Origin of the sequence: Paenibacillus sp. S02 (genome assembly GCF_019454065.1) — a bacterium.
Classification (GTDB): domain Bacteria; phylum Bacillota; class Bacilli; order Paenibacillales; family Paenibacillaceae; genus Paenibacillus; species Paenibacillus polymyxa_B.
This window is the reverse complement of record NZ_CP073682.1, coordinates 1,283,588-1,300,785: the sequence shown is the minus strand read 5'-3', so window position 1 is coordinate 1,300,785 and position 17,198 is coordinate 1,283,588. Positions and strand designations below refer to the sequence as shown.

Below are 17,198 nucleotides of genomic sequence, written 5' to 3'. Positions count from 1 at the left end.
TCAAAGCTTGCTTGGCCAATATATGTAAGACTATTTATTCTAGTAATTACATAAAAAAACTAGGATAAATAGTATTCAACATCATGAATAAATATACACAATTTGTATATTTAATTTATGGATAATCAAATAGTTAAAGAGTAAATATATGTGAAATAGGAATGGATTTATTCAAAGGAAAATTAAGGAAGAATACCAGGATATTGATTGCGAAATCGGAGAGTCAATTACCAGAAATACTTAATAAATTAATATTTATCAATATTATCGAAATTGTATTAACACCTTAACATTTCATCCATATCGGATGTAGTGAGCTAATTCACACTTTTTTAAAAATTCCATTGTAAACCTACGGAAACCTTTTAAAGGGAACTCGCCTTTTTAAATTGGAATAAAATTGTCGAAAATCCGTTTTATTTTTTGTTTAAAAATACATTTTTTCTGCTTGATTGTTTTAATTGGGTCGGCTAGGATCATTTTTATGTAGACTCTATGTTTTTCAATATCTGCATGTATAAGGAGGCTAATGGATGTTCTATGCACTAACACATTCTCAAAAAAGAGTTTGGTATAACGAGAAAATATATGGTACGACAGCCATGCACAATCTGACCGGACTTGTACGCATTCAAAAGGAACTAGAGTTTGACGCGCTGGAGAAAGCGATTCAACTCTTCATTTCCAAAACGGAAGGCCTCCGCATCCAGATCGAAGAGCAAAATGGAGAACCCGTACAGTATGTAAAGCCCTATGAAAAGGAGCAGATCACATGTATTGATTTTAGTCATGAGCCCGATCCGTTGCTTCATTTTGAACAATGGCTGAAGGCCGTGAGCGGACAGGTTATGCCTCTGTTGGATGCCAAACTGTATTCTTTTGTTATTTTTAAACTTGGGCCTGGTGATGTTGGTTATTTGGGTCAATTTCATCATATTATTGCAGACGGTTGGGCCTTACATATCGTGTCTGAACGAATTTCGCAGTATTATACTTTACTGGTTAACCACGCCCCCCTGCCTGATGATGAAGAATATTCCTACATACCTATCATTGATCAAGAACAAGCCTATTTAACATCTGAGCGTTTTATAAAAAATAAAATATTCTGGCATGAAAAATTTCAAACCTTACCCGACATGATACCTATCAACAAAAGCAAAGATATTTCGGCCGTTCGAACTTCCTTTACCATCGACAGTGAAACTTCACGCATCATTCAGACCTTTATCCGAAGCTCCAAACTTTCTGTAAACGTGTTATTCGTATCCGCCCTTCTGCTTTACATTTACCGGACGACTCAAGAAACCGATGTGGTGATCGGGACTCCAGTCCTGAACAGATCGGGAAAAAAACAAAAAAATACATTTGGCATGTTCACCAGCACCATGCCGTTTCGCATCCAACTGGATGAAGCTTTAGACGCCTGCTCTTTGATGAAGCATGTGGGGGCGGAGCTGATGAATTTTTATTTTCATCAAAAATATCCATATGATCTTCTAGCTAGTGACCTGGAGCTTGCTCAAAAAGGATATAACAGTCTATTTGATATGTGTGTTAATTATTACAATATGAAATTTAGTCCCCAATTTGATGGGTACCCCTATGAAGTTCAGGAGGTTTTCAGTGGTTATCAACCTTATGCGCTGCAACTGGTTATTCGTGACTGGGAGGGGAGCGGAAGAATTACGCTGGACTTTGACTATAAAGTGAATTCTTACAGTGAGACGCAGATCGCAAAAATGTTTGAGTATATCATTCATATAGTTCGCGAGATGATCGAGCATCCACAGACCCCGATTGCAGAGATTGAAATGCTATCTCCGCAGGAACAAAATGAGCTGATCTATGGGCTGAATCAAACACGTTCTTCCTATCCCTCGTCCCTAACCATTACTCAGTTATTTGAGCAGCAAGTCGTTGAAAAAGCTACTAATATTGCCTGTTACTTTGAAGAACACACGTTAACCTATCGTGAGTTAAATGAACAAGCTAACCAACTGGCGAGGTTTTTAAAAAGCCGTGGTATTGGGCAAGAGAGTATCGTGGGGATCATGGCTGGGCATTCATTTGAGCTTATCATTTCGATCTTAGCTGTGTTGAAATCAGGTGGGGCCTATCTGCCTATAGATCCTCACTATCCAGCTGACCGTGTTAGCTATATGCTGGAGGATTCCGGGGCTGCTTTGCTTCTTACCGATGCACCATTAGATGATGATATTTCATTTTCCAGAGGAGTTTATCGTGTAGACGATGCATCCCTGTACCATGGAGATTGCTCGAATCTGGAATCGCAAAGCGGACCGGACCAGCTTGCTTATGTGATTTACACCTCCGGTTCCACAGGCAAACCTAAAGGAGTGGCAGTTCCGCACAAGGGACTTGTGAATTACATATGGTGGGCGAATAAAACCTACTTGTCCGCAGCTCACGAGGTCTTTGCCTGTTATTCATCAATAGCCTTTGACCTGACCGTCACTTCCATATTCACCCCATTAATCAGCGGCCATGCCATAAACCTCTACAGGGATGATGATCCCGGGGAATTTGTATTGTTCCGCATTATGAAAGACCAACGTACAACCGTGGTGAAGCTTACTCCCGCACACTTATCCCTTCTACAAGAGTCGGACATTCGTACATCGAGCGTCCGCAAATGCATTGTAGGAGGAGAAGATCTCAAAGTCAGTCTTGCTCACAACATTCATGACAAGTTTGGCGGAAGTATTGCCCTGTTCAATGAGTATGGACCTACGGAAACCGTTGTAGGCTGCATGATCCATATGTATGATGCAGACCGGGATAGCAGAAGATCCGTTCCCATCGGTGTGCCTTCCGATAACGTGGCTGTATATTTGCTGGATACGCATTTAAAGCCTGTTCCTGTGCAGGTAAAAGGAGAAATCTACATTTCCGGTCATGGAGTGGCAAGAGGATATCTAAACAGACCGGAACTCACAAAAGAAAGGTTTCTCGATAATCCTTTTGTTTCTGGCGAACGAATGTATAAAACTGGTGACATGGGGATACGGCTGGAAAATGACCTGATCGAATACCTTGGCCGAAATGATCACCAAGTCAAAATCAGAGGCTTTCGTATCGAGCTGGGTGAGATTGAAGGAGCTTTATCGTCCTATCCTGACATCCAGCATGCTGTCGTAAACGTTGTGGAAACAGGCGATGCAAATAGATATCCCGTTTTGTGTGCTTATTATGTATCTGATCGTGTTATCTCTCCCAAGCTTCTCAAAAATTATTTACATGCTTGTCTTCCCCATTATATGGTACCAAGCCACATACTCCAGCTGGAAATCATTCCGCTTACATCCAATGGCAAGGTGGACAAGCAAAAACTTCCTGTGCCAGACATGTCCTCTGGATTAACTGACATATATGAGGAAGCCCATAATACGGTGGAAAGCATTCTCGTGCAGGTTTGGGAGGAGCTGTTCCATACGTCTAACATAGGTATCCACGATAATTTCTTTGCACTGGGCGGAGACTCTATTAAAGCGATCCAGATGACATCCAAATTAAATAACTATGATTTGGAAGTGGGTGTACAGGATGTTTTAGCGCATCCCAGTATAGCAGAGCTTGCTCATTACACACGCCAAAAGAGCAGATTGTACAATTCAGCTCCCATCAGCGGTGAAATTCAGCCTACACCGATCTCCATGTGGTTTATGGAGCAGTCATTTCATAATCCTCATCACTATAATCAATCGGTCTTGCTTCTGCTGAAAAATGAAATGGATCGTTCTGCTCTAGAAAAGGCATTTCACAAAGTAATTGAACATCACGATGCTTTAAGGATGAGCATACACCCGGATGGCAAGTTATTTTATAACCCGGAACTCACTGCAATCCCGTTCAAGCTGGATTGTTATGACATGACTCCTATTTCAGCAGAGGCTCGGCAGCATGAATTCAATAAGCTGGTGCATAGCTTGCAATCCAGTTTCGATCTGTCCCACCGTCTTCCTATTCGAGCAGCTATATTCGATCACGGACAAGGAACCCGGGAATTGTTCATCACTGCGCATCATCTGGTTGTAGATGGAGTTTCCTGGAGAATTATATTGGAGGATGTATTGGAGGCTTATCATGCCTTAGAAGAAGGCATGGAGGTACATTTTTCAAGAAAAACAGCCTCTGTTCAAACCTTTGCCAAGGAGCTTCATCATTATTCCACTACTGCGGATCTATGGGAGGAGCTTGATTTTTGGAATGAAATGGAGGGCGGCAACGGCCATTTTCCAGCATTCATCACAAGCCAGCCAGCCACTGCCGTAAACTATGCTTCATGTGCAGTCGTCGAAGGAGGACTTTCCCCTGTCCATACGCACAAACTGCTCACCAAGGCGAATCAGGCCTATCATACTGAGCCTGTGGATTTACTGCTGGCTGCCTTGGCGTTAAGTGTAAAGGAATGGATTGGTTTAGAAGATTTCACTTATGAGGTTGAGCATCACGGAAGAAGCCTGGATCACGTAGACGTATCCAGAACGGTTGGCTGGTTTACGGCGTTACATCCCTTACGTATTCAAGTGCCAGGCACAGAAATAGGCAGTGTCATTGCATATGTCAAGGAACTGCGCCGACGCATTCCCCAACAGGGTATCGGTTATGGCATTTTAAAATACATGCTAGGAGCTATTGAAAAAAGGAAGGAGATTCGTCCCCTACGCTTCAATTATCTGGGACAGTTCGATCACGAAAGTCAGAGTTCAGACTATGTATATAAGCATACTCCAGGCCTTCAAGATGTGGACTACGCCAATCATCTAACGGCTGACATCGAAATCAACAGCCTGATTGTTAACGACCAGTTGGTGGTCCATATGATGTACAGCACGGAAATGTTTGAAAAAGAAAGTATAACTAAATTTATGCATATGTATATCCAAACTCTAAACCGTGTGATTGATTTTACACTTAGTCAGCAGAATGTTCACTTTACTCCTTCGGACTTTGAATCTGCTCGGATTAGCCAAGAGGATATTGAATTGCTTTTTGAATAAAGTTCCAATAAGGGCAGGCGGCTGCATTTAACCGCCTGTCTATTTAGGCTTCAGGCGTAACTACTGTACTTATTTATATAAAAGTGGGGTTTGCAGTGAATGAGTTCTTTCCAAGATCATTTGGTTGTTTTAAACACACCCAGACGGTTCAGTACGACCAGTAAGCGATAAAAATCGTAACTACTTGGCAGTTTCGCATCCACAATCGGGCTTGCCGGATTAAATGCAACAGCGGCAGCCATCGCTTCCTTCGCCCAGGTCGGCACAGGCATAGCCTGACGCGCCTCCAGCTCAGCTACCCGCTGGTCCACTTTTTTAATATAAGCGCTTTGTTCATTCAATGTTTGTTTGAGCACATCTTTGCTATTTTCAAGGGCGGCGACCTGCTGCTGCAGGGCCTTAAATGCCGCTTTTTCCTCTGCTGTCATTGGCTCATCCCCCTCTTCTCCTGCAAATGCTTGGCGTAGCTCGGCCTCTGTTCCGGCGTATACATTCAGGTCAACCGGCCCTTGAATTCCATCAACCCGTCCACTATCGCTGTATTGCCAAAAGTCCCAGCGCTCCCATGCCGTGGTGTCGCCGGGCACCCGTGTACTATAACGCGCAATCCACAGCTTATAACTACCCAATGGCGCTTTGAAATGGGCAGCAAAGGCATTGCCCGTATATACCATCGGCTTACGACCGCTTACCCGTTCAAATTCCGTTAAAAATGCCAGCGCAACCTCATGAATCGCGGCCGAGCTAAGCCCTCCCGGATTATTTTCGTAATCCATTACCGCTGGCAAGTCCAGCGCTTTCGCACCACCCACCTGATCCAGCACCTCGGCGAAATGCCTGGCTTCCGCTTTTGCTGCGTTTACACTGGTGGCATCTACAAAATGGTAAGCTCCCAGTAAGAGCCCGGCTGCCTTGATCCCTTTTGCATTCGTGATAAATGTCGGATCGACATAACGCTGTCCTTGACTCGCTTTAATAAAGGCAAAAGATTTACCATCGGCTCGTACACGTTTCCAATCAATCGTTCCCTGATATCGGGACACGTCAATGCCTTCGGCAGCGTTAGGGCTGCGATTTTGCATAAGGCGTTCCCTCCTTATTATTCAGAATGTTGTAGCTCACTCTGTCTCTGTTATCCATATGCTTGGACTATCCATACGGTCTGGGCTTTTCCACTTTTATACCGAAAAAAGGGCAAAAAGGTAGTCTGCCTATTTTGGTAGTGGCTACTGGTGGCACTTTATGAAGCTTTATTTTCTTTGTCGGAAGGGTCGGTTGGCTTTATTTTTTCTCCACTCGACTTAGATTCAAAAATAGCTACCGCATTCCGCAAAATATCCGGCATCGGCACTCCCATTCTGCCCACATTTTCAATAATGGACAACAACTCGTTCGCTAAATAAAAGAAAACGACGGCATCCCGGAAGTAATGTGCATCCCCGAGAATACCGTCGATTAGATGAGCTACCGTAATGAGCAAAAACACGGTAACCTTGCGAAAAATACCGTAATACCCTTGGCGGCTTTTCAGCTCCCCATTAATCCAGGCCGCTGCCCATCCGGTGAAAAAATCGATCACGACCATCCACCACAGCAACGTCAACATTGTGGTCCACCCCCCAAAAAAATAACCGATCAAGGTCCCCGTGGAAAACCCCAGCCAAATCTGATCGATCTTTTCATGCATGTTTGTTCCCCCTTTTGAACCAAGGTGTAAAATGAATGCCCTTGGACTGATCCAAGGGCATATAAACAATTATTTTTGTTTTGTTCTCTATACTGTTTTTTTACGGAAAATAGAGTTATACCATTTAACCGTTTCTTCCTGTTCATTCAGAGCATTAGTAAATGATGAATCACCTATGTCGCCCGTTACCAGATCAGAACGCTTGGATAAAATAATCTTCATTACTTGTTCACGTTGTTCTTCATTTAAAATGTAGCTTCCCATGATCGTTGCTATATCGCCCTCTCCCCGCTCATAGCGGGTGATGCAAGCATGAGCACAAATACGCAATTGAGCCTCTGTTAAAGCAGTCATAGTTATGACTTCACCTCTTTTATATAAAAATTTCTACTATATATAATAGCCTATACACGTTATTTTCCTGTGCTACCAAGCATGAACTGGGTCAGCGTCACTTCGAGATCTGCAATACGCTGCTTCAATTGGTCTGTCTCACTTGGCTGTTGCTCTGTCTTTTGTGTCAGTTCTTTAATTGCTTCGGCACTCAATCCTTCATTCCAGAATGCCGTTGGGTCTCTTCGTTCTGGAGCCGTGAATGTCTGTGCAAAATATACAGGTTCATCCCCGCGTTCATTATCCGGTTTGCTTTGCCATTCATCATGCAGCTTCTGAAATGTTGCCTGAGATTCCTTGTTCAACTGCTCATACGCGCCCTGTGCTTCTATCATTTTTTGGTTATATTCCGCTTCATAAGTCAGCCAGCCTTGGATATCAAAACGAGGATGATATAAGCCTGGCGGCACTGGAATTGCTATCGTATAACCAGCAAGGATGCTTTCTGAATTGGTTCCATTTATGGTACTAGAGCTGCTGTTAGTATGCTGATAGGTGTCTAGCTGCTGGTTTGTATCAGATAGCGTGGGCGAAGATGGAGTATAAAAAGGGACGACACCCGAAAAGGCATCGTCCACCAGCTCGTCCTCCAGATAGAGGCCGTTTGTATTTACTTTAGGTACTGCTTTCATGTGTTAGACCTCCCCTAAGATAAGACAAACTCAACGAAAATGTTAACTTGATTGTTGCTACCAGCAGAAGGTATCACATTTCCGTTTGTGTCGATAATTAAGACTGCAAGCACATCCTGTGTGCCGCTGTAAGACTGGATAGAAAGGACAGTGTATTGGTTGGGTCTATACTCTAGGGGTAACTTGAAAATAGCCGACCCAATAGCCCCGCTTTGTACACGCATTCTGATCTGAACTTTGTCACCCACACGTCTATACTGTGGTGTAATCTGCCCTGAAGCCACCCACCCATTAAGCAACGTAGGCGTAATCCATACAGGACTATCCTTGTCAGCCTTCTTGTTCTCAACCACCGACAGGCGCGTGTTAGCTTGCTGAACACTTTCCACCAAGTCGGATAAAAGCGTCTTCTCGTTGGCTGCGTATGATCCTGAAAATGCAGACTTAGGAGACGGCATAAAGGCAAAGTAAGACACGGTATAGACGGCGGTAGCTTCAAAATTGCTTCCTTCCTTTTGCGCCAGCGCACCCGCTGTAGTCGTAGTGTTAGGGTACAGCATCCATTTCTCAGGCCGTGAGTTTCGGTAGATACCAAAAAACTTGTCAACCCTGTAGTTCAAAAGCGATTCCTGATACCCTCCAGGGCTACCGTTGTTTATGTTCCAACGCTTCGTATCCGTCTCTTGGTACAGCTTCGCTTTTTCGCGCAGCACAATCCCCGTACCTACTTCAACCTGATTATCTCCCTCGGTAAAGATTAGCTGCCCCTCCGATACGATAGGCTCCACAGTAGGTGTTGCAAGCTGGAATACAAGTTGATACGGCGTGTACCCTGCATAAGACTGCGTTGGTACCGACGCTACAGGGTTTGTAGGACCAACACGCGGAACATAATATTTAGCACCTGTTCCGTTCCATGTCGCTGTTGTAGCGGTTTGGGCGTTAGCTGGCGTGAATGTGCCAGCATCATACACCTTGTAGCCGTAAAAGTAGGCTTTAATGTCGTCTAAGCTTGGCATATAGCCGTCGTCCCACCCGCTGTCTGCAACCGATACAGAAACAGCAAAATTTTTAGACGTGCTATCAATGTCCCATTTGTCTGCCGCGTCTTGCCCAGTGCCCAGCGTCTTACCGTCGAACTTAACGCCAAGACGATAGCCAACAAAATCGTAGCTAATGTTATCCACCGCAGGGTACAGTATCTTAAATCCTGCTCTTTGCTGGACACCGTTGACCTTAGAAATTTTTCCACCGTCTAGCAGGACGCTTTCAAACTTTTTAAACTTGTAGTACCGTCCGTCTCGCTCGAATACCGTATCCGCATTAGCTCCTGTAACTGGATCGGCGTACAGGTCTGTTTGTAGTGCCAACATGGAGTCTTCGCGTGGTTTGAACGGCTTGGCTGTGCTGCCGATGTTAAGCATAGGATTTTCATGGGTGAATGAACCCGCAGCGGCGTATCTAAGCCGCACAGATAAAAATCGCGTTTGTGACGATGTAGTGAATGTTTTAGAACCTACGGCAATTACGCCCGTCATAACTTCTCCAGTTGGGTCATAATCGTTATCGTCCCTACGCTCAATATATTGCAACCCGTCTCCTATACTAGAAATTGTATAGGTGGTGTTCGGCAGAACAGGAACAACAACCCTCAACGGCGATATGACATCAGGAACGGTCCGTGTAGCTGTAGCTTTGTAGGGACCTTGTAAAGCGACTATACCCGTGGTGTTAACCGACCATTCGTAAAAGTTAGGTAACAGGTTTTCCCCGTACCGAATCGCATAAGGATTACGTACAGGCATTACACTATCAACATATGGATACTTAGCTGCGCCCTGTGCTGGCGTAAGGCTTGCGGCTGCTGCATAATCTGCATCGCTGATCTCATACACGCGTACACTATCCATATTAAACGTATTACCAGTCGCACCCGTGCCTGTAATGGTAACAATATGAAAATACTCCTTCGCCGTAAACCGTACAACAGACGGCGCAAAAACAGAGCCAGAAGTTACCTCGTTACCCACAGCACCAGCAATACCATTTATAGATATAGCCACCTTGCTGGTATTACCACTTTTCACGTCTGCTATTGCGATATATTTTCGTCCAGGTGTGGTCAAAAAACTTGCAGACGCGGTTGCTGGCACGCTGCCCAGCGTAATTTTAAATGAACTGCTGCCGTTGGTTTTGTTGTTAGAGTCTATTGCAATAGCTACATTCGAGGACCATTCGCTTACTGTCTCGCAGCCCCCCATTCGTCCCAACAAATTCACCAACATACGCCCGTTCAGGCCCGTCAGCGAAAATGGCGCAGCCTTTTCCGCTTGAACCATTTGCATCCCGGGTTCGAGAGTTATCGCCTTGCGATTAGTCGTATCCAGACGCTTTTTGATCTCATTTACACCATCATTCACATCACCTGCGAAATTATCTACAGCGCGCCAGTTTTGGTCCAAATACTTCTCCAGATCAAAATACGTGGTTTTGGGCGATGTGCGGTCAATTTGATTTAAACCAAGATTTGCTGTTTTTTCGCTTGCCATGTTATGCGCCACCTCCTAAATATCTATCCTGTGTTGTATGTTCATTTTCATAGAGGGTCATGGACTCAACTTCTGCAATGGTCAAGTAGCGTAATTTGTACTCCACCGCCATATGAGCGGGCTTGATCTCCTCAATGGCTGCTTTAAGATCCTCCACGTTGGGCGGAATCCCAATGGTATCTATAAATTTGACCGTAAATCCCCATTCGGAGGGATGAAAAATAACATCTACCGTGCCACCGTCATACGCCTCTGCTACATTTTTGACGAGCCGACCGGAAAAAGTTCCTGCCCCTCGCAGCTTCGACTCCACCACTGCACGCCGTTGATCCAATGGCTTCGCTAGGTCGGTTTCGATTCCCAGCTCCATTTCCCAACGTTCCAACCCCCATGTGGCGGTACGTACGAAAAACTGTCCCACCGTTGCATCCATTGCAAGATACAAGGCGTCCAATTCACTTCCTTTAGCATCCATATCGGAACGCATCACACGTGAGGTTTCATAATAGGCAGGCAAATAGGAAAGCAGCTCGCGTCCCCGCTCGCTGCTCATTTGGCCCACTGTATCTCCCGCTATAGTTACCCGATTCATAAAAGTGTCACTATGGTTTACATGTTTTCCCTGGTCTGGGTTATTCAATAAATCTTCAAAACTGTTCGTTCCATTGTTACTCACTGACGCTCACCGTCCCCAGCACTGCCACCTGACCTGATCCAATCTCAATATTCTGATTGCTCTGTCCATTGATTTTCAGTTCAGAGAAATCAATAATGATCGGAATGTCCAGCAGCACAGCAGAAATCCGAGTGTATCGTACCAACGGGTCTTCCTTGTAAAAAGCAAGCTGCTTCAAATACGTCCGCACACCGCTTTCGATCAGCTTTTTGATTTCAGCCAGTGTGGACGGCTTCTCTTTGGTACGCTGTACCTTGACTGAGATGTTAATCTCCACTTCTGCCGCTGGCATGATCGTCACCACAGGGCCCGCTGGTGCCAGCCCTTCTCCTTGCCCATCCTGGGTCGGATCGATGTACTTCTGCACCGCAGCCACGATATCCGGGCTGGCCGCGCGTTTATCCGTATCCAGCACATATAATCCTACTGTTCCCGGCCCTTTCCAGAGCGGAACAACTTCCACGCCACCCACTCCAGCAATCTCATTCGCCCACTGGGTATACTGCGCCTTGTTGCCGCTTGTGCCCTGGTTCCGCACCTTGGCATAAAAACGCTCTAGTAACAGCTGGTCGCTCTCAACGTCTGTGCCGCTTTTGGTCTCCTGCGTATTGATCACAGAGGCAACCCCGCTAACCGGGGTTGCCATCACTTGGATGACACCCGCAGGCACATTACCGCTGCGCCCGGGATTGACCGCCCGAATAGCCGCTTCCCCGGCACCTTGTTCATCCAGCGTGACCGATGCCGTGGTTGCATATTCAATGGAAGCTTCCCCGGATACATCATCTGCCGGGGTCGCCACCAACGTTCCCGCCGGGACAGTCGTTCCCGCTGTGCCCGTGAACGTGACCATACCTGAGGCCGCAACCGCTTCTCGCCGTGTCACCCCATGCTCTGCTGTCCGCAAATCCAGCTCCGGCGAACGAAAATCCGGGTTGTCGCTAGCTGCTGTGCTGGCAAAGCCACGTCGCAGTAGCTCCTGCGCCCAGATTGCCGCTTCGGATAGCATAAACGCTACCGGCGCCTGTGCATCCCAAATAAAAGAGCCCTCGGACTTATCCATGTCCGAAGGCACTTTTTCCAGCATCCGATTTAAAATTTCCTCTTCCGTCTGGTCTACCAAATATTCCGGCAAGTCTGCCATTAGATCACCACACTTTCTACAATTTCCGTTTCATCTCGTACGTTCGTAATCTGGCAGCTAAAATGGCACGCCTCACCTTCCCAGCGAAACGTGAACTGATCCACACTAGCCGTACGTGCATCTGCTAGTAATGCTTCCGTGACCATGCGTTTAATTTCGCTTTCCTGCACACCGTGCCCATAGCTGCTGCCAATTAGCTCCTCCAGCTCACTCCCATAGTCAGGTGAATAGATCACATGCCGGTAGCGAGGAGTGCGAATCGCTTTTTCACACCACTGTACCCAGGCTTCTTTCTCGCCTATAGTCACGATTTTACGGCTAGGACTCATAACAAACTCACCAGCTTCAAAATCAAACCGCCAGCTTCGCCCAAATACCGCACGGTTATCCTCCAGTACATCCGGGTCGGTCACATCCGTGTCTGTCCAGATCATATCATCTGTTTCGGGAAATAAATTAGCCACGTCCATTCACCACCTTGCACACGACCACCACATCATTGCCGCTATTCACCCGAACCGCCAGTACACGATCTCCGGGCTTAAGCCCTTCGTTCAAACTGAGATTCACATCTTCCAGCTCGTCTTCCCCGATATAAAAGGAAGTTTTCAGCTCTTTGCCTTCCCAATTTTCCGATTCCACTGCGGTTGAGGTGCCTTTATACATATGACGTGGTACAGATAGCAGTCCCGGTAGCTCCGCGATCAGATAATCGTGAAGCTCATGTTTAAAATCGTCCAGCTTGAGTCCCGTGGAGGTGATCGTGCCTAATACCGCACCCACTCCACTCAGCGCTTGCCGGGTGTGTCCCGCCATAGACGATTGCATTACACTTACAAATGCACCATAGGGGTCTTTACTCAAGAAAATACCTCCTTTTAACCATATCGAAGGAAGCGAGCTCCAAAGTCATATTTCCCGGATTCCCCAAATCCCGACTGACCGAAGTAACAATCAACTTTAATCCTTGTAACATCACAGCTTCACCAGCACGTATGGTATTAATATCTGGTAAATTAACTGTAAATGTTTCCTGGATTCCAGTTAGATGACTTTTAGCAAGCTTACTCGCTCCACCAGCTGCTTTCACTTGATCATCTTCCACCAGTTTTTGCAAAGTACCTAGCGCTTTAGTATCCCCTTCTGCTACAGCCAGAACCTTAGACGGCACCTCTTGTCCGCTTCCTACGTTTTCATTAGCTGTCATTACTTTGACTTTAGTTACGGCTCCCTCAAGTGTCCGCAACTGCGTAAGATCAATGAATCGGTCTAACACATAGGGGGAATGATTGCTACCGATTTTAAATAGCTCCAATCCAGCACTTGTCATGCGTAACTGGTACAAATCTCCGCCCAATTTTGCTGTCTCTTTCAAATCAGCAAGCATCATGGAATATAGAGTCTGGGCACGATAAATACCTTTTCCTAATCGCATTTTCGTATCAGGTATTGAGGTGATCTGAAACTCCCAATCCTTCGCGTATTTGCGTAACCGCTGCGTAGCTGTCTGTCCTTTGGGAAATAAATATTCATCCTCGGATTTATCCAGATAAATCGTCCGATCATATACCACCAGAGAGAAACGTTTTGTACCGCTGTTAGAGCTCTCTACTTCCCATACAACAGCAGGGTGGAGAAGTGGTACCTTTACATTTTTTCCAAATGGAATTCCACTGACACGAATAGACATTCCCGGAGTAATCGTGGGCATAACATTTGAAGCAGCTACACGGATGCTGGCCTGATATGCAATTTGATTAAGAGCATCTTTTAAAGTTATTTTCTCAACTAGGGAGGTAAGATCATATCGATCTTGAAGTATTATTTGGTAACTCATGGCATCACCAGCTTTTGACCCGCTTTAATCCTATTCGGATTGTTGCCTATGATCTTTGAATTCACTTGATATATACTTTTCCATTTGGAACTGTCCCCCAACTCCAACTTTGCAATTTTAGAAAGCGAATCTCCAGTTTTGACAGTGTACGTCTTAGATTTGGTTTTAAGATTCGTGCGTGGAAGGTTACTAGAGTTTACTTTTTGAGGAGAATTCCCTTTTCGCAACACTATTTTAGGTTCCCGCCATGTACGCAAAGTAATTTCAAAATATATATCTCCTGCCTCGCCTCCACGAAAGGTCGTATTATGAGCAATGATAAAAACAGGAACATTAATTAGTGTATTCGTAATAATAAATTGGTACGGCTTCTCTGCTTTTAACATTGCATTTAACCTGTTCATGGCTTCGTTAGGATCTGGAATATTTTTATAACGACAATAGGATGCATCGTACACCTTGGGAAAAAAAGAAGAAAAGGTGATTTCTTTCACCTTTTCTCCTTGTGGAAAATCAAATTCTCCGTGTGTAAGCATCGTAACTGTTTCATACCCCTTTTGCCGTGAAATATTTACCTCTTCAGGATTAACTGGGAATTGAAACACACTTCTACCATTAATCAGAAAAAAGTCTATACCCATAGCCTCCCTCCTTTCTACTGTGATAGATTTACATTAAATTGGTACGGCTTTACCTTTTTTAAGAGAGCTGCTATCTCCTCCTCCCTTTCTATTAATAATTGCCTGCCGGACTTCATTGACGATTCGGTACCCTACTTGAAGTGCCATCGTATCAAAATCAATTGAATCTTCCTGAACGGTTACCTGTACTGCCCCTGGAGGCAACGTTACACTGATTTGGTTGTTCGTTTCTGTCTTGAAATCCTTGAGAAAGCCTGAAAAACTGCTCATTTGCTCATCCGTTATTTGCACGAGCTGCGGAGCAGGTTTTCCTCCATTTACCGCAGGAATCTGTGAGCCGCCTGACCCCATACCCTGAAGTGCTTTGGAACGGTTTTGGGCATCCTGGATAAAAGATGGTAATGGCAGTCCCGGATCAATCGAAGGAAATCTTGACAGAGCTAATGAAGCCCCAGGTACAGTCGAAGCGGGATTATAAGATTGTGAGGCCTTAATTACAGAAACAGCAGGTTGTGAATTTTCAGGTTTATTTGAGTAACCAAACAAATTGGAGAAGTCACTTTTCAAACTTTCTGTTTGACTAGAAAACCAATTACTGACATCAGATGCTTTATTACTCATCCAATCTGTAGCTTGGGAAGCTTTTTCACCAACCCAATCCTTCGCAACACTTGCTTTCTCGCCAATCCAATCCTTTGCACCAATAGCTTTTTCTCCAACCCAGTCCATTGCAGAAATAGTTTTTTCTCCGGCCCAGTCCATTGCAGAAGTAACTTTTTCTCCGACCCAATTACTCATTTCAGAAAACTTTTGAGCTAACCATTCACCTGCTAAACTATCTACTACAGCGCCTACAATTGCACCAATAAGACCACCAATTACAGTACCTATACCTGGAGCAATCGCTGTACCAATAGCTGCCCCAGCAGTAATAAAGCCACTTCCTAAAAGCGCTGATGTAATAGCAGCCGGACGTTCTTCCGGCGACGCTGTAGCAATGTCTACAATATCTAATACTATGCTAATTGGGCCAAGCAGCTTCTTGCCCCCCTTCATTGCTCCCTTGCCTATCTTTTTAAGCAAATTTCCTGGATTTTCACCAAGTATTTTTTTACCGAAATCGAAGATTTTTCCAAGTGTCCCCTTATTTCCATTCGGTCCTCCTGGAACTCCCGGCTTATGAGGCTTAGAGCCAGGCTTTGGGGTAAAAATACGTTTTACCGTTTCCCACAGCTTAGGAAGTCCTTGTTTCTTTCCAGGATTTTTTTTGTTGTTCTTATTTTTGTTTTTGCTTTTACCATCAGGTCCATCTTGTTCAGCAATACTTTTCTTATTGTTTCCTTTTTTCCCACAGCAACAATCACAGATCACCTTAATTTTTGGAGAAACTTGAATAGGACCTGTTTTTACATTGATCTTAGGCGCATATTTTGGTGCTGCAACTCTAATATTCAATCTTGGTGGTTTTACCTTGATATCATAATTAAAGTTAAAGTCAAATTTAGGATCTTTTATTTCTATATTTGCAGTAACACTGATAGACTTATTCACAATATTGGAAACATTTAAATTATTCCCCGTGTTGCCGCCCTTAGCTCTCTTCTTATTTGTACCGTCTTGATCAATGCCCGTTTTAGCACGTGCAACAATATAGGCATCCTTAAGACTTTTTAGCTTTTTGATAAGCGCTTCGAGCACTGGAGTCGCCTTATCAATCAGAAAGACTTTTGGCCTAATTCGTAGCCTACTAAGACGAATAGCTAGGCTGTAAATATTACCTAGATGCCTATGCATATACTTAAGTTCCGTATTTAGCTTAATCAAACTCTGATAACGGGTACGACCTAAGCGATCAGAAAGCCTTTGTATCTGCTCAATATAGCGACTTGTCGCTTTAAGTTCCCGGTTTGTAATGATTAAATCCTCTACATCTGTAACAATATTAACTCTATAGTTACTTGATCCTGCCATCTACTCACCTCCTTGCATATCTATTATTGCTGTATTTGTTTTGACAATGCGTCCAGTTCCTCTTCTGCAAAAGCGATTAACATGGATTTTTCCCCTCTGTTTAAGGACCAAAACTCTCCGGGACGGAGATGATGCCGTATCCACAGATGATACAGCACAGTCGTCATTCCGCCGGAGCGAATCAGTTTTTTAGATCATCAATTTCCACACCGAAGCCGGACAGTTCCAGAACTTTGTCACCTACCGCATCCAGTTCCCCTGCCAGAAGCATACGGCGCACAGCCTGTTCACCACCGGACAATTTAAGCCGGCTAGTAATTCGCGGATCACCCCATCCATTAATTTGCAGGCCTTTTACCTCTAGACCAGCCGTAGCTTCAGAGATAAGCAATGCATTAAATGTTTCTGTATCTACTTTTTCATCCACACGGCCTTTAATGGTTTTACGAATTGTGCACCGTTCACGGATACTATCTACTTTGTTGGACGTCAAACCACGAAGTGTGAGAAGCATATCCAGGCGTTGAATTCGAACAGTTTCCTCAGGTAATTTGTCTGCAGCTTCAAAAAGACTATCTAAAATTTGTTCTTCTGACATATTTTCATTCAAGCTCATAAGTCATTCTCCCTTATTGTTCATTTGT

Annotated in this window: 14 protein-coding genes; 1 reads left to right on the top strand and 13 read right to left on the bottom strand. The window is 44.7% G+C overall.

What is annotated here, in order from left to right; translation table 11 throughout:
* Positions 1–533: 533 nt before the first annotated feature.
* Positions 534–5,024, top strand: coding sequence for a non-ribosomal peptide synthetase (locus KAI36_RS05790; RefSeq protein ID WP_220027221.1), 4,491 nt, complete (start codon positions 534–536; stop codon positions 5,022–5,024).
* Positions 5,025–5,140: 116 nt separating this feature from the next.
* Here KAI36_RS05790 and KAI36_RS05785 read toward each other — a convergent pair whose 3' ends face one another.
* The 13 genes from KAI36_RS05785 to KAI36_RS05725 form a co-directional block, all read right to left on the bottom strand.
* Positions 5,141–6,106, bottom strand: a complete 966-nt coding sequence (locus tag KAI36_RS05785) for a glycoside hydrolase family 25 protein (protein WP_220027220.1) — start codon at positions 6,104–6,106, stop codon at positions 5,141–5,143.
* 158 nt (positions 6,107–6,264) lie between these two features.
* Positions 6,265–6,711 carry a phage holin family protein gene (locus KAI36_RS05780; RefSeq protein WP_040101929.1) on the bottom strand — a complete coding sequence of 149 codons (447 nt, stop codon included), beginning with the start codon at positions 6,709–6,711 and terminating at the stop codon, positions 6,265–6,267.
* Between the two features lie 87 nt (positions 6,712–6,798).
* Positions 6,799–7,065: a hypothetical protein gene (locus tag KAI36_RS05775; protein ID WP_220027219.1), complete on the bottom strand. Its 267-nt coding sequence runs from the start codon at positions 7,063–7,065 to the stop codon at positions 6,799–6,801.
* A 59-nt stretch (positions 7,066–7,124) separates the two neighbouring features.
* A complete protein-coding gene (locus KAI36_RS05770) occupies positions 7,125–7,736 on the bottom strand; it encodes a hypothetical protein (RefSeq protein WP_220027218.1) in 612 nt (203 codons plus the stop codon).
* A 14-nt stretch (positions 7,737–7,750) separates the two neighbouring features.
* Positions 7,751–10,285 carry a hypothetical protein gene (locus KAI36_RS05765; protein ID WP_220027217.1) on the bottom strand — a complete coding sequence of 845 codons (2,535 nt, stop codon included), beginning with the start codon at positions 10,283–10,285 and terminating at the stop codon, positions 7,751–7,753.
* A 1-nt stretch (position 10,286) separates the two neighbouring features.
* Positions 10,287–10,961 carry a YmfQ family protein gene (locus KAI36_RS05760; protein WP_220027216.1) on the bottom strand — a complete coding sequence of 225 codons (675 nt, stop codon included), beginning with the start codon at positions 10,959–10,961 and terminating at the stop codon, positions 10,287–10,289.
* Entirely contained in the window at positions 10,954–12,105 is a 1,152-nt protein-coding gene (locus tag KAI36_RS05755; protein WP_220027215.1) for a baseplate J/gp47 family protein, read from the bottom strand. The genes KAI36_RS05760 and KAI36_RS05755 overlap by 8 nt, the downstream gene beginning before the upstream one ends.
* Positions 12,105–12,575: a DUF2634 domain-containing protein gene (locus KAI36_RS05750; RefSeq protein WP_220027214.1), complete on the bottom strand. Its 471-nt coding sequence runs from the start codon at positions 12,573–12,575 to the stop codon at positions 12,105–12,107. Before KAI36_RS05750 ends, KAI36_RS05755 begins: the two co-directional genes overlap by 1 nt.
* Positions 12,562–12,969 (bottom strand): hypothetical protein, encoded by a 408-nt coding sequence (locus KAI36_RS05745; RefSeq protein ID WP_220027213.1) that lies wholly within the window; start codon positions 12,967–12,969, stop codon positions 12,562–12,564. The genes KAI36_RS05750 and KAI36_RS05745 overlap by 14 nt, the downstream gene beginning before the upstream one ends.
* Entirely contained in the window at positions 12,962–13,942 is a 981-nt protein-coding gene (locus KAI36_RS05740; RefSeq protein WP_220027212.1) for an XkdQ/YqbQ family protein, read from the bottom strand. Before KAI36_RS05740 ends, KAI36_RS05745 begins: the two co-directional genes overlap by 8 nt.
* A complete protein-coding gene (locus KAI36_RS05735; protein WP_071644234.1) occupies positions 13,939–14,577 on the bottom strand; it encodes a LysM peptidoglycan-binding domain-containing protein in 639 nt (212 codons plus the stop codon). Before KAI36_RS05735 ends, KAI36_RS05740 begins: the two co-directional genes overlap by 4 nt.
* Before the next feature lie 39 nt (positions 14,578–14,616).
* Complete coding sequence (locus KAI36_RS05730) at positions 14,617–16,554, bottom strand: hypothetical protein (RefSeq protein ID WP_220027211.1); 1,938 nt, start codon at positions 16,552–16,554, stop codon at positions 14,617–14,619.
* 181 nt (positions 16,555–16,735) lie between these two features.
* Positions 16,736–17,170, bottom strand: coding sequence for a phage tail assembly chaperone (locus KAI36_RS05725; protein ID WP_220027210.1), 435 nt, complete (start codon positions 17,168–17,170; stop codon positions 16,736–16,738).
* Between the last annotated feature and the right edge of the window lie 28 nt (positions 17,171–17,198).